The following is a 21,933-nucleotide window of genomic DNA, read 5'->3' as shown; positions in this document are numbered from 1 at the left end:
GGATAGCCTCCCTCTATACTGTCGCTTTCCAGCAAAAAAGCTACTTGTTGACCGGAGATTCCGGATCAAACAGCAAAGCTGTGAGGTCCTTCAACTGCTGTTCCGTCAGGAAGCCGTGATAGCCGAATCGCGGCATGGTCGAACACGGAAGGACCGACATCGAATTATAGATCTTCGCATAGGCGGCCTTGGCCTCTTCCGGCGCAAACTTGCGATCCTTGCCATAATTGACCAGCGAAGGCCCGAGCGTCCCGTAGCTGAGCTCGAAGCGGTCCATCTGGTGGCAGGCATAGCAGTTTCCGCCATTGGTCATCGGCTTGTCCGTGAAGGTACCGCCTCGGCCATTATTCGCGGCCCGCTGGCCAGCCTTCCAGTCCCCGAGCACCTTGCCGTCGGCCGGGAACTTGACCGTGGCCAATTCGCGCGCCTTGACCTTGTCGAACTCGGCCTGGGGCAGATCGTTGCGGTATTGGGAGCAGATCGCCTGGGTTTCGTCGAAGGAAATGCGCTTCTCCCAGCCCTCGGGAGTCTTGGGCCACATGGCCTTCGTGACTTCCTCGAGGCGCTTGGCATCCACCTTAGGCATATCCTGCGCATGGGCAGGGCCAACGATGAGCGCGCCGGCAAGCGCGAAAACAGAAATCGAGAGTTTCTTCATGATCCATCTCCCTCAGCGCTTGATCGACGGAACCTGGATCTCACCGCCCTCAGCCTGCTTCACAAGATACAGGGTCAGTGCGGTGAGGCCTTCCGAGAGATAGACGGGCTCCGGCGAGCGCATCTGGCGATAGCAGTCCCACAGGCGATGCTGCATTGTCCGCGTCTGGCTTTGGCTGACGCGATAGGTCGGCCACGAGCCCATCGTCGCCTGCGCATCCTTGCCGGGCTTGTTCAGCTGCGGCAAGGCCTGCAGGCGGATCCGCTTGCTTTCCTCTGCATGGCAGGTGGCGCAGGAAAAATCCTGAAAGTCCGAGCGACGGAAAAAGAGCTCCTGCCCGATTGCGAAGGCTTCCTTTTCCTTGGGATGGGAAAGCGGTACCGAGAACTTCATGCCGCTCGACTTGTTGGCAATGAAAGCCACGAGATCTTCCATGTCCGAAGTCTGCCCGACCCTGCCGAAGCGGCGCTTCACGATATCCGCCGTATCCAGCCCCTGGATGGTATCCATGCAGTGCTTGAGGCGCTGCTCGAGATCCATCACCTTGCCCGTGTCAGCAAAGAAGCGCGGGAGCTTCGCGTAGGCACCCTCGAGCTTTCCGGGCCCCTCGCCGAGGTCGCAGCCTTCAAGCGAGACATTCTTCGCGCCGCGCTTCTGTGCCCAGAGCACCTCGCCGCGGTCAACATTCAGGAAGCCGGGATTGGACATCGGATCCGACATCATCTGCCGGTATTTCTCGAGTTCCTTCTCGGTGTCGATCGCCTGCTGGGCATGGGCGAACCCTGCCCCCAACGTGACCGACATGGCCAAGGCCATGAACACCCTCATCGTTTCTCTCCTCTTCCGGGTCGTCGGCGGGATTCTTTTGCCCCGTTCGACCTTCATTTCGGTTGTGCAAGGCAGACGCTAGCACGCTTTACATTCAAAAAAAACTATGTTTCTATATGTTAGGTTGAGGGAGGAGCGTTGCATCCGTCAAGATGTCGCTCTCAAAAAAACAAGGAGATGCCTGATGGCACAGCGTGCGGCGCAGACGCGCCGGGAAACCCTGATCGCCGGCATGGCCAGCTTTGCGGCGGCAGCGATTGCCCCGTCACTGGCCTTTGCCGATGCCGCCGCCGTCGAAGCGGAGATCAAGAAGCTCTACGGCGACAAGAAGGCCGAGGCAGGCAAGATCAAGCTCGACGTTCCGCAGATTGCCGAGAATGGCCTTGTCGTGCCAATCAATGTGGAAGTCGAAAGCCCGATGACCGCCGCCGACCATGTGAAGTCGGTGCATGTCTTCGCCGATGGCAACCCGCTGCCCGGCATCGTGAGCTACAAGTTCACGCCGGAAAGCGGCCGCGCAGCCGCTTCGGCACGCATGCGCCTCGCGCAGACGCAGAACATCGTCTGCATCGCGGAAATGGCGGATGGCAAGCTCTTCACGGCCAAATCGGAAGTGAAGGTTACCATCGGCGGTTGCGGCGGCTGAGAGAAGCGAGACACGATCATGAGCAACAAGCCCACTCCCCGCGTTCGCGTCCCGGCCAATGCCAAGAAGGACGAGATCATCGAAATCAAGACGCTGATCAGCCACGAGATGGAATCCGGCCAGCGTCGATCTGCCGATGGCAAGACCATCCCGCGCAAGATCATCCATACGTTCACCGCCGCCTTCAACGGCAAGGTGTTCTTCGAGGCGACCTGGCATCCCTCCGTCTCGGCGAATCCGTACCAGTCGATGTTCTTCCGCGCCTCGCAAAGCGGCGAGTTCGCCTTCTCCTGGAAGGATGACGATGGCTCGGTCTACGAGTCCAAGGCCAAGCTGACGGTCGCCTAATCCCGCAGCATCCGCCGGCATCTCCGGGTGCCGGCGTTCTTTCAAAAGCAAGAATGACAAGGGCATGCCAGCGCTCGCTGGCGTGAAGGGAAACGCATGGTCTCGCGACGCGAGTTTATTCAGGCCGGCCTGGCCGGTTCTGCCCTGCTGGCCGGAAGCGGCCTCGGCTCGATCGGCCGGCTGGCCGCGCAGCAGCGCCTTTCGGAAGCGGAATTGCTGCGGTTCGAGCCACTTGGCAATGTCACGCTGATCCATGTCACGGATCTGCATGCGCAACTGGTCCCGATCTATTTCCGGGAACCCTCGATCAACCTCGGTGTCGGCGAGGCCAAGGGCCTTGTTCCTCATATCACGGGCAAGGATTTCCTTTCCCACTACAAGATCCCGGCCGGCTCGCCGATGGCGTATGCCCTGACCAGCGAGGATTTCGCGGCCCTCGCCCGGAACTATGGCCGGATGGGCGGCTTCGACCGCATTGCCCGCGTCGTCAAGAGCATTCGTGCCGAGCGTGGCGATCGTTGCCTGCTGCTCGATGGCGGCGATACCTGGACGAACAGCTGGACCTCCCTCCAGACCAAGGCCGCCGATGTCGTCGAGGCGATGAACCTGCTGAAGCCGGATGCCATGACCGGGCACTGGGAATTCACGCTCGGCGCCGACCGGGTCAAGGAAATCACCGACAGCCTCGCCTTCCCGTTCCTTGCGCAGAATGTGCGCGAAAGCGAGTTCGAGGACCGCGTCTTCGAGCCGCAGAAGATGTTCGAGCGCGGCGGCGTGAAGGTGGCCGTGATCGGGCAGGCCTATCCGTATACCGGCATCGCCAATCCGCGCTGGATGTTTCCGAAATGGACCTTCAGCCTCAAGGATGATGACGTCCAGAAGGAGGTCGATGCCGCGCGGGCGGCGGGCGCGCAGCTCGTGGTGCTGCTCTCGCATAACGGCTTTGACATCGACCGGAAGATGGCCGGGCGTGTCAAGGGCATCGACGTCATCCTGACGGCCCATACCCATGATGCGCTGCCCGAGGCGGTCCAGGTCGGGAAGACACTGCTCGTCGCGACGGGCAGCCATGGCAAGTTCGTCTCGCGGCTGGATCTCGATGTCGACAAGAGCGGCGTGAAGGGCTTCCGCTATCGCCTGATCCCGATCTTCTCCGATGCCATCACGCCCGATGCCGAGATGGCCGCGCTGGTCAAGAAGGTCAGGGCGCCGTTCGAGGCGGATCTCGGCCGCGTGCTCGGCAAGACTGACGGCCTGCTCTACCGGCGGGGCAATTTCCAGGGCTCGCTCGATGATGTCTTCACCGATGCGATGCTGCAGGTCCGGGATGCGGAGATCGCGCTTTCGCCCGGCGTGCGCTGGGGTGCCAGCCTCATTCCCGGGCAGGACATCACGTTCGAGGATGTTACCAATGCCTGCGCCATGACATATCCGAATTGCTACCGGACCAGCATGAAGGGCAGCCAGCTCAAGGCGATCCTCGAGGATATCGGCGACAACATCTTCAACCCCGATCCCTATGCGCAGGGCGGTGGGGACATGGTTCGCCTCGGCGGCCTGACCTTCACGGTCGATCCCTACCAGACCAGCGGAAGGCGGATTTCCAATCTCAAGCTTGCCCGGAACGGGCAGGCCCTGGATGCCGGTCGCGACTATACCGTCGCCGGCTGGGCCTCGATCAACCAGGGCACCGAAGGCCCGCCCATCTGGGACGTCGTCAGCACCTATCTGCAGCAGAAAAAGGTCATCACGCCTCGCCCGCTCGACGCGGTGAAGGTCGTGGGGGCCGGCTAACCGTCAGGACATCGCTATGGATCAAGATCCCCAATTCCAGAAATCGCGGCGCGGGTTCCTGGGCGGGCTCGGCGCTACCGCGGCCGGTCTGTCCCTTGCACAGACTGGCTCCGCCCGCTCTGCCACCAAACCTGACCCGGTCATTACCGAAATCCAGGACTGGAACCGCTATCTCGGCGATGGCGTGGCCGCCAATCCCTATGGCAAGCCCTCGAAATTCGAAAAGAACGTTGTCCGACGCGATGTCGAATGGCTGACGGCCAGCCGGGAATCCTCGGTGAATTTCACACCCCTCCATGCACTGGACGGGATCATCACGCCGAATGGCCTCTGCTTCGAACGTCATCACGGTGGGTCACCGGAAATCGATCCGTCCAAGCACCGGCTGATGATCAACGGTCTCGTGGACAAGCCGCTGGTCTTCAGCATGGACGACCTCAAGCGTTTCCCCGGCCGGGTCAACAAGGTCTTCTTCCTTGAATGCGCGGCCAATGGCGGCATGGAGTGGAAGGGCGCCCAGCTCAATGGCTGCCAGTTCACGCACGGCATGGTCCATAACGTGATGTATACGGGCATCCCGCTGAAGGTCCTTCTGGACGAGGCCGGGGTGAAGACAAACGGCAAGTGGGTCATGCCGGAAGGTGCGGATTCCTCGGCGATGACCCGCTCCATCCCGATCGAGAAGGCGATGCAGGATTGCCTCGTGGTCTGGGGCATGAACGGCGAGGCTCTCCGCCAGGAACAGGGCTATCCGCTGCGCATCGTCGTGCCGGGCTGGGAAGGCAACATGTGGGTGAAATGGCTCCGCCGGATCGAAGTGGGCGACCAGCCATGGCATCACCGCGAGGAGACCTCGAAATATACCGATCTCCTCGCTGACGGCCGCTCGCGCCGCTTCACCTGGATCATGGATGCGAAATCCGTGGTGACCAACCCGTCGCCGCAGGCTCCGCTGACGCAGAAGGGCCCGAACGTGCTGTCCGGCCTCGCCTGGTCCGGCCGTGGCACGATCCGGCGTGTCGATGTCACGATCGATGGCGGCAAGAACTGGCAGACGGCCCGGATCGACGGACCGGTCCTGCCGATGTCGCTGACGCGCTTCTACGTCGACATCAACTGGGATGGCCGCGAGATGCTCATCCAGTCACGGGCCATGGACGAGACCGGCTATGTCCAGCCGACGAAGGACGAGCTCCGCAAGGTCCGCGGCCTCAACTCGATCTACCACAATAACGGAATCCAGACCTGGCTCGTCCGGAGCAACGGGGAGACGGAAAATGTCGAAATTTCGTAAGGTCGCCGGGCTGGCCCTGTTCGCTGCCCTCATCGCGGCGCCGGCTCTGGCCGGGAAGGTTGGGCTCGGGCGCGAGGCCCTGCCCGAAGAGATTGCGGCTTGGGACATCGACGTCCGCCCCGATGGCGCCGGCCTGCCGCCGGGCAAGGGCTCGGTGAAGGATGGCGAACAGCTGTATCTTCAGCAATGTGCCACGTGCCACGGCGAATTCGGAGAGGGTGCCGGGCGCTGGCCCGTTCTCGTTGGCGGGCAGGGAACGCTGAAAAGCGAGGGACCGGAGAAAACGATCGGATCGTTCTGGCCCTATGCCTCGACGACGTTCGACTACATCAAGCGGGCCATGCCCTATGGCAATGCGCGCTCGCTGTCGGATGATGATGTCTATGCGATCACGGCCTTCCTGCTGAACCAGAACGGCATTGTGAAGGACGACTTCGTCCTGTCGAAAGAGAACTTTTCCAAGGTCAAGCTTCCGAACGAACAGGCTTTCTACCATGACGACCGGGAAAAGGCCGAACGTCACTTTTGGCAAAAGGACCCTTGCATGAAGAACTGCAAGGCTGATGCTAAGGTCACCGGCCGCGCGCGGATGGTCGATGTGACACCGGAAGACGGCAAGTCGATCAAGGTGGAGTAAGATGCCGATGAGAGCACTGGTCAGAGCGTTCCGCGGCCGAATCAGGCCTTCGGCTGCGCTCGCCCTTCTCGTCCTTTGCGGACCGGTCCAGGCCAGTTCGGATGCAGCGGCTTCTCCCAAAGGCGACGCAGCCTTCGGAGAATATCTGTCCGGCACCTGCGTCACCTGTCATCAAGTGTCCGGGAAGGCGACCGGCGGCATCCCGCCGATTGTCGCCTGGCCCGAGGACCAGTTTATCGCGGTCATGAACTCCTACCGGTCGAAGGACCGCGAAAATCAGGTCATGCGGACCATCGCGGCCCAACTCAATGACGAGGAAATTGCCGCACTCGCGGCCTATTTCGGCGGCCTTATCCTGCAACCAGACACAAAAAAATGATGGGGAGGTAGAGCATGGGACCTATGGATCGTCGGGCCGTCATCGGCGGGGCCGTGCTGGCCGGTGCCGCCGGCATCGCACGGGCGCAATCCGCCCCCAAGCAGCTCGGTCTGGCCGATATTCGTAAGGAGGCCGACATGGCCTGCCTCTATCATTGCGATTTCGGCGAGCCGCAGCGCTTCTCGCAGATGATCAACAATATCGGCAACCATTACTCGGTCTATGGTGCTAACCCATTTGATGCCCAGATCTGCATCGTCGCGCATTCAGCGGGTGTGAAATTCTTCTTCGACACGGTCGAAGGCACTCCCTGGGCCGAGGAACTGACCGTGCCGAAGATCTTTGAGCGCGTGGAAGCCCAGATCAAGAACGGGCTCAAGATCTATCTTTGTGCCATCACATTCGAGCGCCTCAAGCTCGATCGGGCGAAGGTGCGGAAGAACGATGCGATTGCCTTTGTTCCGTCCGGCGTCGCCACAGTGGCCGCGCTGCAGGGGAAGGGTTTCGCCTATCTGAAAGTCGGCTGAGGCACCAGAGAAGTGCCGAATTACAAGGAGAGCACGATGATGATCAACCGCAGACAAATGCTGGCCGGTGCCGGCGCGCTCACCGCCGCGGCAGGGCTCGGCATGCCGGTGGTGAAGGCCCAGGCCAAACCGCGCGTCGTCGTGATCGGCGGCGGGCCCGGCGGAGCGACGGCCGCGAAGTACATCGCCAAGGACAGCCAGGGTGCAATCGACGTGGTGCTGGTCGAGCCGAAGGAAACCTTCGTCACCTGCTTCCACTCGAATCTCTATCTCGGCGGCTTCAAGAAATTCGACCAGATCACGCATCGCTATGACAAACTGAGCTCGGCCTACGGGGTCCGCCATGTTCGCCAATGGGCCAATGCCATCGACCGCGACAAGCGCGAGGTCGTGCTGGGAGACGGTTCACGCATCGGCTACGACCGGCTCGTCGTCTCTCCGGGAATCGACCTGCGCTATGACAGCGTCCCGGGCTGGGGCAAGGAACACGAAGAGACCATGCCGCATGCCTGGCTGGCCGGGCCGCAGACGCAGCTCCTGCGCAAGCAACTCGACGGCGTGAAGGATGGCGGCGTCATCGTGATGATCGCCCCGCCCAATCCCTATCGCTGCCCGCCGGGCCCCTATGAGCGGGTCTCGATGATGGCGCACCAGTTGAAGTCGACCGGTCGCACCAAGTCGAAGATCATCGTGCTCGATCCCAAGGAGGCCTTCTCGAAGCAGGGCCTGTTCCAGCAAGGCTGGGAGCGGCACTATCCCGGGATGGTCGAATGGCTCGGCCCGAAGATCCATGACGGGATCAAGTCGGTCGATCCCAAGACGATGACGGTCACGACCGGCTTCGAGACCTACAAGAACTGCGCGATGGTCAACGTGATCCCGGCCCAGCGGGCCGGAAAGATCGCGATTGATGCCGGCCTCGCCAATGCATCCGGATTCTGCCCGATAAAGCCCGAGAGCATGGCGTCGACGCTGGACCCGAACATCTATGTGCTCGGCGATGCGTCGATTGCCGGCGACATGCCGAAATCGGGCTTCTCGGCCAACAGCCAGGCCAAGGTCGCCGCCATGATGATCCGTGGCGACCTGGTGAAGGCCCGGACCTTCCCGGCGCGCTACGCGAATACCTGCTGGAGCCTGATCGCGCCGGACGACACCGTGAAGGTCGGCGGCCGGTACGAGCCGAAGCCGGACAAGATCACCGCTTCCGAAACCTTTGTATCGAAGACGGACGAGTCGGCGGATTACCGCAAGCAGGTGCAGGCGGAGAATATGGGCTGGTATGACGGTATCATCGCCGACATGTTCAGCTGACGGCCTCGGAGCCAATCGACCACGGGGCGGCGCCAAGCCGCCCCTTCTTCATGCCTCGACCGGCAGCGAAATCGAGACCTGCGTGCCCTGGCCGGGCTGAGATTGCATCGTCATCTGCCCCTGATGGAGGCGCACGATCTCGGTCGTGATCGGCAGGCCGAGGCCGAGGCCCTCCCGCATCCGCGCGAGTGACATGGTTTCCTGCGAGAAGGGTGCGAGGCAGGCGGCGACCCTTTCCGGCGGCATGCCGATTCCGTCATCCTTCACCGAGAGCAGGATGCGCCCGTCGCAAAGCGCGCTGGCGATGGTGATCGTCCGGGCGTGGGTGGCATGGGCGATCACGTTATCGATCAAGCGGACAATTGCGGAGACCAACAAGGTCTGGTCTGCCTGCATGCGAAGAACGCGCGGCTCCTCGTTGATCACGAGGGTGAGGCCCGCCTGGGCGATGGCCCGCTCGCGATGCTCGATCGCCTCGCCGAGAATCCAGTTCGGATTGATCGTCGCCGGGCTTTCGAGGGCTTTCTGGGCGATCAGATCGGAGTAGGTCGACATATCGAGAAAGCTGGCCATGAGCCGCTCGCCTGATTTCCGGACAAATTCGAGATGCTCCTTCAGGCCCGAGAGATCGCCGGAAAGCTGGGCTTCCACGGCCAGCTGGGTGAAGCCTGTGATGGCGCTGAGCGGTGTCTTCATCTCGTGACGGATGACGGAGATCAGATTGTCTTTCGCCCGGGAAAGCGCCTCGGCATCAGCATGTGCACGCCGCGCCGTGATCTCGTTCAGGGCCGCGCGGCGCACGAACCGGATGGCATGGTCGAGCAAGGTCCAGTTCACCGGCTTGACGATGAAGGACGAGGCGCCGAGCTCATAGGCCCGGTCGATCGCCGGGGCATCGTCCCGGCTGGTGACCATGATGATCGGCAGATCCCGCTGCCGCGGCATGGCGCGCGTCGCGGCAATCACCTCGAGACCGGTCATGTCCGGCATCTCGAGATCGACGATCATCACGTCGAAATCATCATTGGCTACCTGGGCGAGCCCGGCGCTGCCGTTCTCGGCCAGCACGACCTGGCGGCCGAACATGGACAGGAACATGCGAGCGGTTTCCCGATAGATCGGGTCATCATCAACCACGAGGATCCGCATGGCATCGCGAGATTTCGATGCTGCGCCATGGCGAACGGGTACGGGATCAAACATTTCCGGCCTCTTCCGTTCCTTGTATCGAACAAGCTTTTAAGCCGAGGTTACGGCATTAACCTGAACAACAGGGATTTGCGATAAATACGGTCGGGATTCCGCGTCCTCCGAGTGGCCCTTGTCGATCCGCGCCCGCCTGCTTCTCCTCATCCTGGTCTCGACCCTGACGGCCACGATCATCGTCACGGGCCTGTCGGTCATGCGGGAGGCCGGGAATTACCGCGAGACGCGGAAGGCCGAGATCGAAGCCACCGCCCATGTCTTTGCGTCCGTAGCCGCAGATGCCGTCATGGCGAGGGATCAGGGCCAGGCGCTCCGCGTCCTCCGGTCGATCGCCCGCATTCCCGGCCTGCAGAGCGCAACCCTGCTCGATAACCAGGGCCGGATCATCGCCTCGCTCGGCGATGCCGTGCTCCTCGTCCGCGACAGCCCCCAGAATGGCCTCTATGGCTGGATCGACACGCTCGGCCGCCAGCAGATGCATATCGTCGTCCCCGTGATTGCCGGCGGTGAAACCGTCGGGGAGATTTCCGTCGTCGCGGATACCTCGAAAGTGCTGGATAATGCCCTGGCCAGCGTCCGGGCTGCAGCGATCGGCGGAATCATTGCCCTGCTGGCCGGCCTCGCTCTCGCCCTGCAGGTGCAGCGGAGCCTTGTCTCACGCATCCGGGCGATGGTGGAGACGATGGAGCATGTCCGCCGTCGCCATGATTTCTCGCGCCGGATCGATCCGCAGGCGCAGGATGAATTCGGGCGCATGGCGACAAGCTTCAACGCGATGCTCGACGAGATCGACATCCGGGATTCGAAACTCGCCCGCCATCGGGAGATGCTGGAAGACGAGGTGGCCGAGCGGACGCGGGATTACCGGCTTGCCAAGGAACAGGCCGATTCGGCCAATGCCGCCAAATCCGAGTTCCTTGCCACGATGAGCCACGAGATCCGGACGCCGATGAACGGCATCCTCGTGATGGCAGAATTGCTGGCTGCCTCGGATCTCCAGCCGAAGCAGAAGCGCTTTGCCGATGTGATCGCCCGTTCGGGCTCGTCGCTGCTGGCGATCATCAACGACATTCTCGACTTCTCGAAGATCGAGGCCGGGAAGATCGAGCTGGAGACGATCCCCGTCCAGGTCGACGACATGATCGAGACCGTTGCCCAGCTCTTCGAGGAAAAGGCGCGCTCGAAGGGGCTCGATCTGGCCACTCATATCGCCCTCAACGTGCCGCAGCGCGTCGGTGCCGATCCGGTGCGGCTGAACCAGGTGCTGTCGAACCTCGTCAACAACGCGCTGAAATTCACCGAGAACGGATCGGTCAGCCTGACCGTGCAGCGCGATCCCGAGCGGATGGCGAACCTGCTCTTCGAGGTCATGGATACCGGCATCGGGATCCCCGAAGACAAGCTGGCAACGGTGTTCGACTCGTTCAGCCAGGCGGACCAGACAACGACACGCAAATTCGGCGGAACCGGGCTCGGCCTCGCCATCTCGCGACGGCTGGTGGAGGCAATGACGGGGTCGATCCGGGTGCGCAGCACGGTTGGTGTCGGGACGACCTTCTCCGTCTCGGTGCCGATTATTCCGGTGGACCAGAAGGAACTCGCGCGGCACGTGGGGCCCGTCGGCAGCGGCCGCGTGCTGATGGCGGTCTCCGGAGACGCGACCGCCCGGCATCTCGGTGCCTACCTCACCGAACTCGGCTTCGAACCGGCAGATCCGGTCACGGAAAGCCGGATGCCCGGGTTCAGCGATATCCGATTGGTGATCGCGGATGCCAGCCTGCTGAGCGATCCCGGTCTTCGCCCGCTCCTCAAGCGCGCGCCCACGATTGCCGTCGGCGCCTTCGGCGATTCTGAAACCGACCGGCTGCTCGAACAGGGAATCGCACAGGGTCAGATCATCAAGCCGGTCAGCCGGCGCGACCTGCGCCAGGTCGTGACCGACCTTCTCGCCGGCCGCAAACAGAACCGTGGCTCGGCCGGACAGGGCACCGAAAGCTTCGAGCGCTACCCGGATCATCTCGTGCTGGTGGCGGATGACAACCCGGTCAACCGCGAGGTCATCATCGAGACCCTGCGACGGTTCGAACTGCCCTGCGATACCGTGGTCGATGGGCGTGCCGCCTTCGAGGCCGTCAAGGCCAAGCGTTATGACCTCGTGTTCATGGACGGATCGATGCCCGAAATGGACGGGTTCCAGTCAGCCAGCGCGATCCGGCGCTGGGAGCAGGAAACCGGCACGTCGCGCACGGCCATCATCGCCCTGACGGCCCATGTCGTCGGCACCCATGCGGATGCCTGGAAGCAATCCGGCATGGATGGCGTGCTGCACAAGCCCTTCACCCTGCAGGCCATGGGCGAGACGCTGGCGAGGCATTTGCGGCCGGCAGATACCAATCTCCGGCAGGAACGGGCGCGGCGCGATGGCCAGGGCGTGGTCCCCGGCACCCAAGCCGCTGCTCCGGCACCGGTGAGCGAGGTTCTTCCCAAAAGGGAGGGCCTTCCTCCCAGGAAGGAAAGCGTTACCGAACGTGCGATCGCGGATGAAGCCAACGATATCGCGATGCTCGATCCGCACATGACGCAACAATTGCTTGGCATGATCCCGGTTGGCGGCAAAGCGGCTGTCCTGCGGATCTACCGGCTGTTCCTCGAGAATGCTCCGCTGACCCGGAACGAAATCGCAGAGGCAATCGCGGCGCGGGATTCGGTGCGGCTCGGCAAGGCAGCCCATGCGCTCAAATCAATGAGCCTTTCGCTGGGTGCCAGCAAGTCAGGCCATGTGGCGGGCGAGATCGAGAAGGGCGCGCGGGCCGAGATGACCCCGCTCTATGGGGATATGCTGAGCCAGCTCGACGCTGTACTCGCCGGCACCGATGCCGCCATCCTCGCCCTGATCGCAGAGCATGGGCTGGCCGAGAGCGAAGGCGCCCCGGCTGCGGCGGTGGGCTAGGCCTTCCGGCCGGATTTCGCGGCCGAAGGGAAATCCTCGCGCGGCAGCCAGTACACTTCGGCCTCGCTGTCCTCGGTATCGAGCCACAGGAAAGCCGTTTCGGAAAAGGCGGCTTCCAGCGTCGGCCGGGCCAGGCCGACCTCACAGAGCAGGCCGGCTCCCGGCGCGAGATGGCGCGGCCCTTCCGCGAGGATCCGCCGCGTGACATCCAGCCCGTCCACACCGGACCCCAAAGCCATGGCGGGCTCATGCCGGAATTCCACCGGCAGCATGGCCATGGTCTCGGCATCGACATAAGGCGGGTTCGAGAGAATGAGGTCGTAGACGCGGCCCCGGACAGGCGCGAAGAGATCGCCCTCGAACAGTGTGATGCGGTCCGCGAGCCCGTAATCCGCGATGTTCTCGCGCGCCAGCGCTGCCGCTTCCGGCGAGAGTTCGACCGCATCGATCCCGGCATTCGGGAAGGCATGGGCGGCGAGAATTGCCAGCGAGCCGCCGCCGGTGCAGAGGTCGAGCACGCGCGTCACGGCTTCCGGATCGGCAACCAGCGCGCCGGGCTCTCCGCTGCCATCGAAAAGCGGGCTGAAGAGCAGATCCGCAATGAAGGAACGCGGGATGATCGCCCGGGCATCGCTGCGGAACGAGAACCCTTTCAGATAGGTCCGCCCCGTCAGGTAGGCGGCGGGGATGCGCTCCTCGACCCGACGGGCGAGGCGCTCGCCGAGCAGGGCCTTCTCGCGGGCGGTCAGGCGCGCTTCGGCGAAAGCGTTGAAGTCATCAACCGGGAGATGCAAGGTCTCGAGGATCAGGAACGCCGCTTCATCCAGCGCCGTTGTCGCGCCATGGCCGTGATGCAGGTCGGCCGAATGAAAGAGCGTGACCGCATAGCGCAGCATGTCGCGCAGGGTCGAGAGTTCGGCACATTCGCGGCGGGGATCAGGGGGCTGTTCGGCCATAGGAGGAACCGGTTGCGGAGGCTGCGAGGCGCGGCATCACGATGAGGAGGGCCTGAGCGAGAAACGAAAGCATGCCCGTTAGCGTGAAAAGGTCGGCAATGAAAGCCGACAGGCCGCGCCCGAGGATCAGGATGCCCAGAGCCATCTCCGCCGCCATCAGCAACAGGAAGGCGATCAACCCGACCTCGAACTGCCAGCGCGCAGACCTCTTTCCGGCCCGGCGGAGGATCCAGCGGGCCGAGAGCCAGGAGAGGGTGATCATCACCGGCAATTCGAGCAGGCGGGCAACATCCGGGCCGATAGCATGGCGCAGAACCAGTTCACGGAGCGTGCCGAGGACGAAGCCCGCAGCAAAGACGAGGCCGAAGAGCCCCGCCCCTGCCGGAACAGCGCCCTGCCGGAGCATGGCTCAGAAGAAGGCCTGCAGACCGGTCTGGGCCCGGCCGAGGATCAGTGCATGGACATCATGCGTGCCCTCGTAGGTGTTGACGGTCTCGAGGTTCTGCGCGTGGCGCATGACGTGGTACTCGACCTGGATACCGTTACCGCCGTGCATGTCACGCGCCATGCGGGCAATGTCGAGCGCCTTGCCGCAATTGTTGCGCTTGACGATGCTGATCATTTCCGGCGCCTCGCGATGCTCGTCCATCAGTCGGCCGACCCGCAGCGAGGCCTGCAGGCCGAGGCTGATCTCGGTCTGCATATCCGCCAGCTTCTTCTGGAAGAGCTGGGTCTGGGCCAGCGGGCGGTTGAACTGCTTGCGGTCGAGGCCGTATTGCCGGGCGCGGTGCCAGCAATCCTCGGCGGCCCCGAGCACGCCCCAGGAAATGCCATAACGGGCGCGGTTCAGGCAGCCGAACGGGCCCTTGAGGCCCGAGACATTCGGCAACAGGTTCTCCTCGGGGACGATCACGCCATCCATCACAATCTCGCCGGTAATCGAGGCGCGGAGCGAGAGCTTGCCGCCGATCTTCGGCGCCGAAAGGCCCTTCATGCCCTTCTCGAGAATGAAGCCGCGGATCTGGTTGTCATGCGCGGCGCTCTTTGCCCAGACGACGAAGACATCGGCGATCGGGGAGTTGGAAATCCACATCTTCGAGCCAGTCAGGCAATAGCCATCGGCCACCTTCTCGGCCCGGGTCTTCATCCCGCCGGGATCGGAGCCGGCATCCGGCTCGGTCAGGCCGAAGCAGCCGATGAACTCCCCGGAGGCCAGCTTCGGCAGGTACTTCTTGCGCTGGGCTTCCGAGCCATAGGTGTAGATCGGGAACATGACGAGCGAGGATTGCACGCTCATCATGGAGCGATAGCCGGAATCGACGCGCTCGACCTCGCGCGCGACAAGGCCATAGGCGACGTAGGACGCATTGGCGCAGCCATATTCCTCGGGCAGGGTCACGCCGAGCAGGCCCTGCTCGCCCATGAGACGGAACAGGCCCGGATCGGTCTTTTCCTCGAGATAGGCTTCCTGCACGCGGGGCTGCAGCTCGCCCTCGGCAAAGGCCCGGGCTGCATCGCGGATCATGCGCTCGTCTTCGGTGAGCTGGCTCTCCAGATCGAAGGGATCGGACCAGACGAAGGGTGCGAAAGTCGATTTGGTCATGGCAGGAGCCTTCCTCGAAACAAAAGGGGGGTCGCGCGCGTGTGCGAAGATGCGCCACCCTTAACCGAATTGGTTGCGGGTGCAAGCAGCGCGGCTGCAGTGCGGCGCCGCCCCTTGCCCCATCGATGCGAGGGAGATTGAATTCTCAGCCGGAACCCTCACTATGCAACGGAGGGCAACGATCTTTGGCCCGGCATTTGCTGCCGCCAGAAGGATCGATTGGCCGCCGGAACAACCGGCGAGCCCCGGGGGAGAGCGTATGGCGAACGAGGCGGTGTTTGACGAAATGGGTGGCGTCGAGGGAGATCCGCGACAAATCTACGCCGACGTCGCCCAATGGTTCCGACAAGCCAGCCCAGACCTGATCGCCAACCGCAAGGCCGAAGCCGAGGCCTTCTTCCGCCGGATCGGCATCACCTTTGCCGTTTATGGCGACGAGCAGGGCGCGGAGCGGATCATCCCGTTCGATATCCTACCGCGGATTCTCTCCAGCGGTGAATGGAAACGGCTTTCCGAAGGCCTCGAACAGCGCGTCCGGGCGCTGAATGCCTTTATCGGCGATGTCTATGGCGCCCGGGAAATCGTGCGGGCCGGTATCGTACCCGAAGACCTGATCCTGTCGAACCCGGCCTTCCGCCCGGAAATGACGCGCATCAAGCCGGCAGCCGGGCTCTACACCCATATTGCCGGCGTCGATCTTGTCCGCACCGGGCCGGATGAGTTCTATGTTCTCGAGGACAATGCCCGGACCCCGTCCGGCGTCTCGTACATGATGGAAAACCGGGAAGCGATGTTGCGGTTGTTCCCGGAACTTTTCGGGAAATTGCGGATCAAGCCGGTCGATCAATATCCGGACGAATTGCTGACCACGCTGCGCTCGGTTGCGCCGAGTTCGGCCTCGCGCGAGCCAACCGTGGTGGTGATGACGCCCGGGCCGTTCAACTCAGCCTATTACGAGCATTCCTTCCTGGCCGACAGGATGGGCGTGGAACTGGTGGAGGGGCGCGATCTCTTCGTCCGGTCCAACGTCGTCTATATGCGGACAACGGAGGGGCCTCAGCGGGTGGATGTGATCTACCGGCGTGTCGATGACGAATTCCTTGATCCCCTCGCCTTCCGGCCCGACAGCACGCTCGGCGTTCCCGGGCTGATGTCTGCCTACAAGGCAGGCAATGTGACGATTTCGAATGCGGTCGGCACCGGCGTTGCCGATGACAAGGCCGTCTACAGCTACATGCCGGAAATCGTGAAATTCTACACGGGCAAGGACGCGATCCTCGCCAATGTCCCGACCTGGCGGTGCCGCGAGCCGGATGCGCTGTCGCATGTCCTGGCCAATATCGGCGATCTCGTCGTCAAGGAAGTGAACGGCTCGGGCGGATACGGCATGCTGGTGGGTCCGCATGCGACAAAGGCCCAGCGGGAGAGCTTCGCCGCGAAGGTGCGCAACAATCCCAGCAACTACATCGCGCAGCCGACACTCGCCCTGTCCACGGTGCCCTGCTATGTCGAGGAGGGCCTGGCACCCCGGCATGTCGATCTCCGGCCCTTCGTCCTGTCCGGTGCCGACAAGGTGCGCATTGTTCCGGGCGGGCTGACGCGCGTTGCATTGAAGAAGGGATCGCTCGTGGTGAATTCGAGCCAGGGTGGCGGCACCAAGGATACCTGGGTCATCGAGGACGGTGCCCCGCGCGCCAGCCAATCCCAGTCCCAGAAGGCAGGAGCCTGACCGATGCTGGCCCGCACTGCTGACAATCTCTACTGGCTGTCCCGTTATGTCGAACGCGCCGAAAGCCTCGCGCGGATCCTCGATGTTGCCCTGCGCCTCGCCACACTTCCCTCGGCCTATGCCGGAACCTCGAACGAGTGGGAAAGTGCCATCGACATCGCTGTCTGCCGTGACGCGTTCTTCCGGCATTACGATGTTGCGAACCAGGCGAATGTCACGCAGTTCATCATTGCGGGGCCGGATAACCCGTCCTCGATCCGGGCCTGCATCGAGGTGGCGCGGCAGAATGCCCGCGCCGTCCGCACGGCGATCACCACGGAAATGTGGGAAATCCTCAACGATGCCTGGAACGAGATGCAGCGGCTGCGCTTCCAGAGCTTTACCTCGAAGGACCTGACCAAATTCCTTGCCTTCGTGCGCGAGGTTTCGCTCCGCTTCGACGGTGCGGCCTACCGGACCATGCTGCGCACGGACCATTACTGGTTCCAGCGGCTGGGCATGCTCCTGGAGCGCGCCGATAACACGGCACGCCTGCTGGACGTGAAATACCATGTCGTGCTGCCGGAGACGGAGCCGGTCGGGGGCGGCCTCGACTATTTCCAGTGGTCTGCCCTGCTGCGCGCCGTATCCGCCCTCAATTCGTTCCACCTGATCTACCGCGGCGGCATCAAGCCCTGGCTGGTGGCGGATTTCCTGATCCTCAAGCCGGAGCAGCCACGTTCGCTGATTTCTTCCTACGAAACGCTGAACCGCGTGCTTGACCTGCTGGCCGAACGCTATGGCCGGCAGGGGCCGAGCCAGCGGCTGGCCCGACAAACCTATTCCCAGTTGCAGAACATGGATATCGACACGCTGTTCCAGACCGGCCTGCACGAGTTTCTCGAGCAGTTCATCGCGGATAACAACCGCCTCGGTCTGGCGATCAACGATCAGTATCTGCAATAACGGGCTTCCTGCAGAGAAGGCCCGGATCATGCGGCTCAAGCTTCACCACGAAACGCGTTACATCTACGACGAGCCGGCCCGCGGCGCGATCCAGATCCTCCGGCTGACCCCGCGCAATCATGCGGGCCAGTTCATCCGGGCCTGGCGGGTCGAGATCGATGCCGATTGCCGCCTCTATCGCGACGAGGATGCCTACGGGAATATCATCCATACCTTCTCGATCGATGGTCCGCTTGCCGGGCTGCGCATCCTTGTCGACGGCGAGGTCGACGTGGCTGCCGATGCCGGCATGGTGAAGGGCTCGCTCGAGCGGTTCCCGGCAGGGTATTGGGCCAGCGAGACCGCGCTGACGCGTCCCGACCCCGCCATCCGCGATTTTGCGTCCGATCTCGCCGGCCAGGAGGGCGGGGATCCGCTGGCCTTCCTGCACCGGCTGGTCGGGACAATTTTCAAGGAATTCGCCTTCGAGACCGGTGCCACCGATGCCGGTACAACGGCCGAACAGGCCTTCGCCAGCAGGAAGGGCGTCTGTCAGGACTTCGCGCATGTCTTCATCGCGGCCGCGCGCGCGCGGGATATCCCGGCGCGTTATGTCAGCGGCTATTATCTCCGTTCGGATACGACCGAACAGGAAGCCGGCCATGCCTGGGCCGAGGCCTATGTTCCGGCGCTCGGCTGGATCGGATTTGACCCTGCGCATGGGCTCTGCACGGATTCCCGCTATATCCGGATCGCGATCGGGCGGGATTATCTGGAGGCTGCCCCGATCCGCGGCGCTCGCCTCGGCGGGGCCGGCGAAGCCATGGATGTCGCGATTTCCCTTCAGGCGGGAAAGTCGCTGATGGACCAATAGACAAATGGACAGGAACCTGACGCCGGCTTAAGGGCAGAGGCGGGACGGAACTGTCCGGGGGGCTTCTTCATGACATATTGCGTCGGCATTCTGACCGCCGAGGGCCTGGTGATGATGGCCGATACCCGCACGAATGCCGGGCTCGACAACATCGCGACGTTCCGCAAGCTCCATATCTTCCGCGACCCCGGCAAGAAGCTCTTCGCCCTGGCGACGGCGGGCAATCTCGGATTCACCCAATCCGTCATTTCCATGCTGCGCGAAGGGCTCGAACGCGAGGATGGCCGGATCGAGCGCCTGATCGACCAGCCGTCGATGTTTCGTGCGGCACAATTTGTCGGCGAGGTGATCCGGCATGTCTACCGGATCGACGGCAACGCGATCGAGCAGATCGGCGCGTCGCTGGACATCTCGATGCTGCTGGCCGGCCAGATCGAAGGACGCAGCCTGCGGCTGTACATGCTCTACAAGGCCGGAAATTTCATCGAGGCGACGCAGGACACGCCCTACCTGCAGATCGGCGAACATAAATACGGCAAGCCGATCCTCGACCGCGCCGTGACGTACTCCTCGGATCTCTACGACGCGCTCAAGCTGGGCCTGATCTCGATGGATTCGACGATGCGATCGAATCTCGGCGTCGGCCTGCCAATCGACATCCTCGTCATGCGCCGCGACGCGATCGTGCCGGAAGTCGAACACCGGATCGAGGCCGGTGAGCCCTATTACCACGACCTCCGCGAGCGCTGGTCCGCCGCTTTGCGCAAGGCCCACAATGATATCCCCGCGCCGCCCTACGGCAAGAACAAGAGCCCCTGACGCATGAACCTTCCCGTTCCGTCCCGCGCGGTTGCCATGACCGCCGATCTGGTCCGCTGTGCATCGGTCACCCCGGAGGAAGGCGGCGCGCTCGGGTTGATCGAGGGCTGGCTGAAACCCTACGGCTTCGAGATCCATCGCCCCATCTTCCAGACCGAGGGGCATTACGCCGTCGAGAATCTCTATGCCCGGATTGGCTCCGGCGCGCCCTGCCTTGTCTTTGCCGGCCATACCGATGTCGTGCCACCAGGCGACCTTTCGGGCTGGTCGCGGCCGCCCTTCTCGGGCGAGATCGCCGAAGGCGCGGTCTGGGGGCGCGGCGCCAGCGACATGAAATCCGGTGTCGCGGCGGCCATTGCTGCCGTGCTCGACCATCTCGATACCCATGGCGTTCCGGCTAAGGGCTCGATTGCCTTCCTGATCACCGGAGACGAGGAAGCCGATGCCGTCGATGGCACCGTCCGGCTGCTCGAATGGGCGCAGGCGCGTGGCGAGGTCTTCAGTGCCTGTGTCCTTGGCGAGCCGACCAATCCCGAGGCCATGGGCGACATGGTCAAAATCGGCCGGAGAGGGTCGCTTTCCGGCGATCTTTTCGTGGATGGCGTGCAAGGGCATGTGGCCTACCCGAACCTTGCGCAGAACCCGATCGACGGGCTGATGCGGCTGATGGCGGCTCTGAAGGAACCGCTGGATGACGGCACACCGCATTTCCTGCCGTCGAATCTTGAATTCACGGCGCTGGATTGCGGCAACCCGGCGCGGAACGTCATTCCGGCGCGAGCCGGCGTGAAGTTCAACATCCGCTTCAATGATCTCTGGACCAGCCAGACCCTCGCGGCCGAATTGCGGCGCCGGTTGGCCGGCGTCAATGATGCGCCGCGCTACGAACTGACCCTGCTTCCCACGAATGCGGAAGCCTTTGTCACCGAGCCCGGCCCCTTCGTGGATCTTGTCATCGCCGCCATCGAGGCGGAGACCGGGCGACGCCCTGCCCTGTCGACGACTGGCGGCACCTCGGATGCCCGGTTCATCCAGGCCTATTGCCCGGTTGTCGAGTTCGGCGTGGCTGGCAAGACGATGCACAAGGTCAACGAGAACGCTTCAATCGCCGATATCGACTGCCTGACAGCCGTCTATGGTCGTGTGATCGCGCGCTTTCTCGGCTCCTGATCCCGCGAATTACCGACTTGCAGGAACGGCTCAGATCACATTCCGCAGGCGCGGCTCGTTGCCTTCCTCGCGCGGGGATGCCGGCAGGTTCGGCTGCTCGAATTCAAGGCTCTCGATCCGCTGGCCGCGGCGGTTGACCTTCTCGGACGAGACAAGGATGCCCTGCACATCCTCCTGCGCCTGACGGAAATGCTGTTCCAGCTTGCCTGCGCGCTCGGTCAGCCGCCGGACATCCTCGAGCAGCTTGCCGAGTTCCGACTGGATGACACGGGCCTGCTCACGCACAGCAGCATCGCGGACGATCGATTGTGCGACCTGGATCGCCATCATGAGCAGCGAGGGCGAGACGATCAGGATCCGGGCGCGATGGGCCTTCTGGATCACATCGTCGAAATGCTCGCCGAGATCGGCGTAGATTGCCTCCGAAGGCACAAAAAGCATCGCGATATCCTGCGTTTCGCCGGGGATCAGGTATTTGCCGGCAATATCACGCAGATGCGTGCCGAGGTCGGTCCGGACCTGCTTCTCGGCCGCCGCGCGCTGGTCGTCGCTCCGCGCCTCGCGTAACTGGACAAAGGCCTCCAGCGGGAATTTGGCATCGATGACAAGCGGCCGGTCATCTCCGGGCAGAAGGATGGTACAATCGGGCCGGGAGCGGTTCGACAGGGTCGGCTGGAAGGCATAGGCGGAGGCCGGCAGCGCATCCCGGACGATCGCCTCCATCCTGCCCTGCCCATAGGCCCCGCGGGCCTGCTTGTTCTGGAGCACGTCCTTCAGGCTCAGGACCTCGCTGGTCAATCCCTTGAGATCAGCCTGGGCGGCATCAATCACCGCCAGCCGTTCCTGGAGCTTCGCCAGCGATTCCTGGCTGCGCTGGGCGGTTTCCGTCAGGCTCGAGGTCATGCTGTGCCGGACCGAATCCATCCGCTCGCTGACCAGCCGGGCGAGATCCGCCTGCCTCGTGCCGAGAATCTCCCCGAGGGTCTGCATCCGGCCGGCCATCTCGGATTGCAGGCGGTTGATCGACTCGACCTTGTCATCCAGTTCCCGCTGGCGCTCCTCCTCGCGCGCGAGGGCCATCAACCGCTCACGCCGGAGGCGCATCCCGCCAATGACCTGCACGAGCAGCAGGCAAACCACGATCCCCACAGCCCCCGCGAGCGCGTGGAAAACCGTTACAGCCTGGTTGCCCAGAAGGAAGAGCGTGGCGTCCAAGAAAGGCCCCGGGGAATCGTTCTGCAGGAACAAAAAATGAACATGTTGACCGGGCTTCCGTC

21 protein-coding genes are annotated in these 21,933 nt (G+C 63.1%); 14 read left to right on the top strand and 7 right to left on the bottom strand.

What is annotated here, in order from left to right:
* Positions 1–40: 40 nt before the first annotated feature.
* Both soxX and soxA read right to left on the bottom strand, forming a co-directional pair.
* The gene (gene soxX, locus P0652_RS07200) at positions 41–658 is read right to left on the bottom strand and encodes a sulfur oxidation c-type cytochrome SoxX (protein ID WP_284178115.1); all 618 of its coding nucleotides are present in this window, start codon (positions 656–658) and stop codon (positions 41–43) included.
* A gap of 12 nt (positions 659–670) precedes the next feature.
* Positions 671–1,486 carry a sulfur oxidation c-type cytochrome SoxA gene (gene soxA, locus P0652_RS07195; protein ID WP_502947481.1) on the bottom strand — a complete coding sequence of 272 codons (816 nt, stop codon included), beginning with the start codon at positions 1,484–1,486 and terminating at the stop codon, positions 671–673.
* A gap of 184 nt (positions 1,487–1,670) precedes the next feature.
* Between soxA and soxY the strand changes: the two genes are divergently transcribed.
* From soxY to P0652_RS07155, 8 genes are all read left to right on the top strand, one after another.
* Positions 1,671–2,132 carry a thiosulfate oxidation carrier protein SoxY gene (gene soxY / locus P0652_RS07190; protein WP_284178114.1) on the top strand — a complete coding sequence of 154 codons (462 nt, stop codon included), beginning with the start codon at positions 1,671–1,673 and terminating at the stop codon, positions 2,130–2,132.
* 18 nt (positions 2,133–2,150) lie between these two features.
* A complete protein-coding gene (soxZ, locus tag P0652_RS07185; RefSeq protein WP_284178112.1) occupies positions 2,151–2,480 on the top strand; it encodes a thiosulfate oxidation carrier complex protein SoxZ in 330 nt (109 codons plus the stop codon).
* 96 nt (positions 2,481–2,576) lie between these two features.
* Positions 2,577–4,274, top strand: coding sequence for a thiosulfohydrolase SoxB (soxB, locus tag P0652_RS07180; protein ID WP_284178111.1), 1,698 nt, complete (start codon positions 2,577–2,579; stop codon positions 4,272–4,274).
* Between the two features lie 16 nt (positions 4,275–4,290).
* Entirely contained in the window at positions 4,291–5,568 is a 1,278-nt protein-coding gene (gene soxC / locus P0652_RS07175) for a sulfite dehydrogenase (protein WP_284178110.1), read from the top strand.
* Positions 5,552–6,205 carry a c-type cytochrome gene (locus tag P0652_RS07170; RefSeq protein WP_284178109.1) on the top strand — a complete coding sequence of 218 codons (654 nt, stop codon included), beginning with the start codon at positions 5,552–5,554 and terminating at the stop codon, positions 6,203–6,205. The genes soxC and P0652_RS07170 overlap by 17 nt, the downstream gene beginning before the upstream one ends.
* A gap of 1 nt (position 6,206) precedes the next feature.
* A complete protein-coding gene (locus tag P0652_RS07165) occupies positions 6,207–6,584 on the top strand; it encodes a c-type cytochrome (RefSeq protein ID WP_284178108.1) in 378 nt (125 codons plus the stop codon).
* 14 nt (positions 6,585–6,598) lie between these two features.
* Positions 6,599–7,111 (top strand): DsrE family protein, encoded by a 513-nt coding sequence (locus tag P0652_RS07160; protein WP_284178107.1) that lies wholly within the window; start codon positions 6,599–6,601, stop codon positions 7,109–7,111.
* Between the two features lie 36 nt (positions 7,112–7,147).
* On the top strand, positions 7,148–8,425 hold the full coding sequence (locus P0652_RS07155; RefSeq protein WP_284178106.1) for an NAD(P)/FAD-dependent oxidoreductase: 1,278 nt from the start codon (positions 7,148–7,150) through the stop codon (positions 8,423–8,425).
* A gap of 48 nt (positions 8,426–8,473) precedes the next feature.
* Here the strand turns inward: P0652_RS07155 and P0652_RS07150 are convergent, their stop codons facing one another.
* The gene (locus P0652_RS07150) at positions 8,474–9,628 is read right to left on the bottom strand and encodes an ATP-binding response regulator (protein WP_284178105.1); all 1,155 of its coding nucleotides are present in this window, start codon (positions 9,626–9,628) and stop codon (positions 8,474–8,476) included.
* Positions 9,629–9,746: 118 nt separating this feature from the next.
* On the opposite strand from P0652_RS07150, the gene P0652_RS07145 reads away from it, so the two are divergent.
* Positions 9,747–12,581: an ATP-binding protein gene (locus P0652_RS07145; protein ID WP_284178104.1), complete on the top strand. Its 2,835-nt coding sequence runs from the start codon at positions 9,747–9,749 to the stop codon at positions 12,579–12,581.
* Here the strand turns inward: P0652_RS07145 and prmB are convergent.
* From prmB to P0652_RS07130, 3 genes are read right to left on the bottom strand one after another with little or no spacing between them, the layout of a single operon-like run.
* Positions 12,578–13,537 (bottom strand): 50S ribosomal protein L3 N(5)-glutamine methyltransferase, encoded by a 960-nt coding sequence (gene prmB / locus P0652_RS07140; RefSeq protein ID WP_284178103.1) that lies wholly within the window; start codon positions 13,535–13,537, stop codon positions 12,578–12,580. The genes P0652_RS07145 and prmB overlap by 4 nt on opposite strands.
* On the bottom strand, positions 13,518–13,943 hold the full coding sequence (locus tag P0652_RS07135) for a hypothetical protein (protein ID WP_284178102.1): 426 nt from the start codon (positions 13,941–13,943) through the stop codon (positions 13,518–13,520). Before P0652_RS07135 ends, prmB begins: the two co-directional genes overlap by 20 nt.
* A gap of 3 nt (positions 13,944–13,946) precedes the next feature.
* Positions 13,947–15,140: an acyl-CoA dehydrogenase gene (locus P0652_RS07130; RefSeq protein WP_284178101.1), complete on the bottom strand. Its 1,194-nt coding sequence runs from the start codon at positions 15,138–15,140 to the stop codon at positions 13,947–13,949.
* Positions 15,141–15,399: 259 nt separating this feature from the next.
* On the opposite strand from P0652_RS07130, the gene P0652_RS07125 reads away from it, so the two are divergent.
* The 5 genes from P0652_RS07125 (at position 15,400) to dapE (ending at position 20,656) form a co-directional block, all read left to right on the top strand.
* The gene (locus P0652_RS07125) at positions 15,400–16,869 is read left to right on the top strand and encodes a circularly permuted type 2 ATP-grasp protein (protein WP_284178100.1); all 1,470 of its coding nucleotides are present in this window, start codon (positions 15,400–15,402) and stop codon (positions 16,867–16,869) included.
* A 3-nt stretch (positions 16,870–16,872) separates the two neighbouring features.
* On the top strand, positions 16,873–17,814 hold the full coding sequence (locus P0652_RS07120) for an alpha-E domain-containing protein (RefSeq protein WP_284178099.1): 942 nt from the start codon (positions 16,873–16,875) through the stop codon (positions 17,812–17,814).
* A 28-nt stretch (positions 17,815–17,842) separates the two neighbouring features.
* Positions 17,843–18,667, top strand: a complete 825-nt coding sequence (locus P0652_RS07115) for a transglutaminase family protein (RefSeq protein ID WP_284178098.1) — start codon at positions 17,843–17,845, stop codon at positions 18,665–18,667.
* A 69-nt stretch (positions 18,668–18,736) separates the two neighbouring features.
* Positions 18,737–19,486: a proteasome-type protease gene (locus tag P0652_RS07110; protein WP_284178097.1), complete on the top strand. Its 750-nt coding sequence runs from the start codon at positions 18,737–18,739 to the stop codon at positions 19,484–19,486.
* 3 nt (positions 19,487–19,489) lie between these two features.
* Positions 19,490–20,656 (top strand): succinyl-diaminopimelate desuccinylase, encoded by a 1,167-nt coding sequence (gene dapE / locus P0652_RS07105; RefSeq protein ID WP_284178096.1) that lies wholly within the window; start codon positions 19,490–19,492, stop codon positions 20,654–20,656.
* A 30-nt stretch (positions 20,657–20,686) separates the two neighbouring features.
* On the opposite strand, the gene P0652_RS07100 is transcribed toward dapE, so the two are convergent.
* Positions 20,687–21,871: a DNA recombination protein RmuC gene (locus P0652_RS07100; protein ID WP_284178095.1), complete on the bottom strand. Its 1,185-nt coding sequence runs from the start codon at positions 21,869–21,871 to the stop codon at positions 20,687–20,689.
* Between the last annotated feature and the right edge of the window lie 62 nt (positions 21,872–21,933).

This window comes from Rhabdaerophilum sp. SD176, from assembly GCF_030143245.1.
Taxonomy (GTDB): domain Bacteria; phylum Pseudomonadota; class Alphaproteobacteria; order Rhizobiales; family Beijerinckiaceae; genus Rhabdaerophilum.
This window is presented reverse-complemented; position numbering and strand designations above follow the sequence as displayed.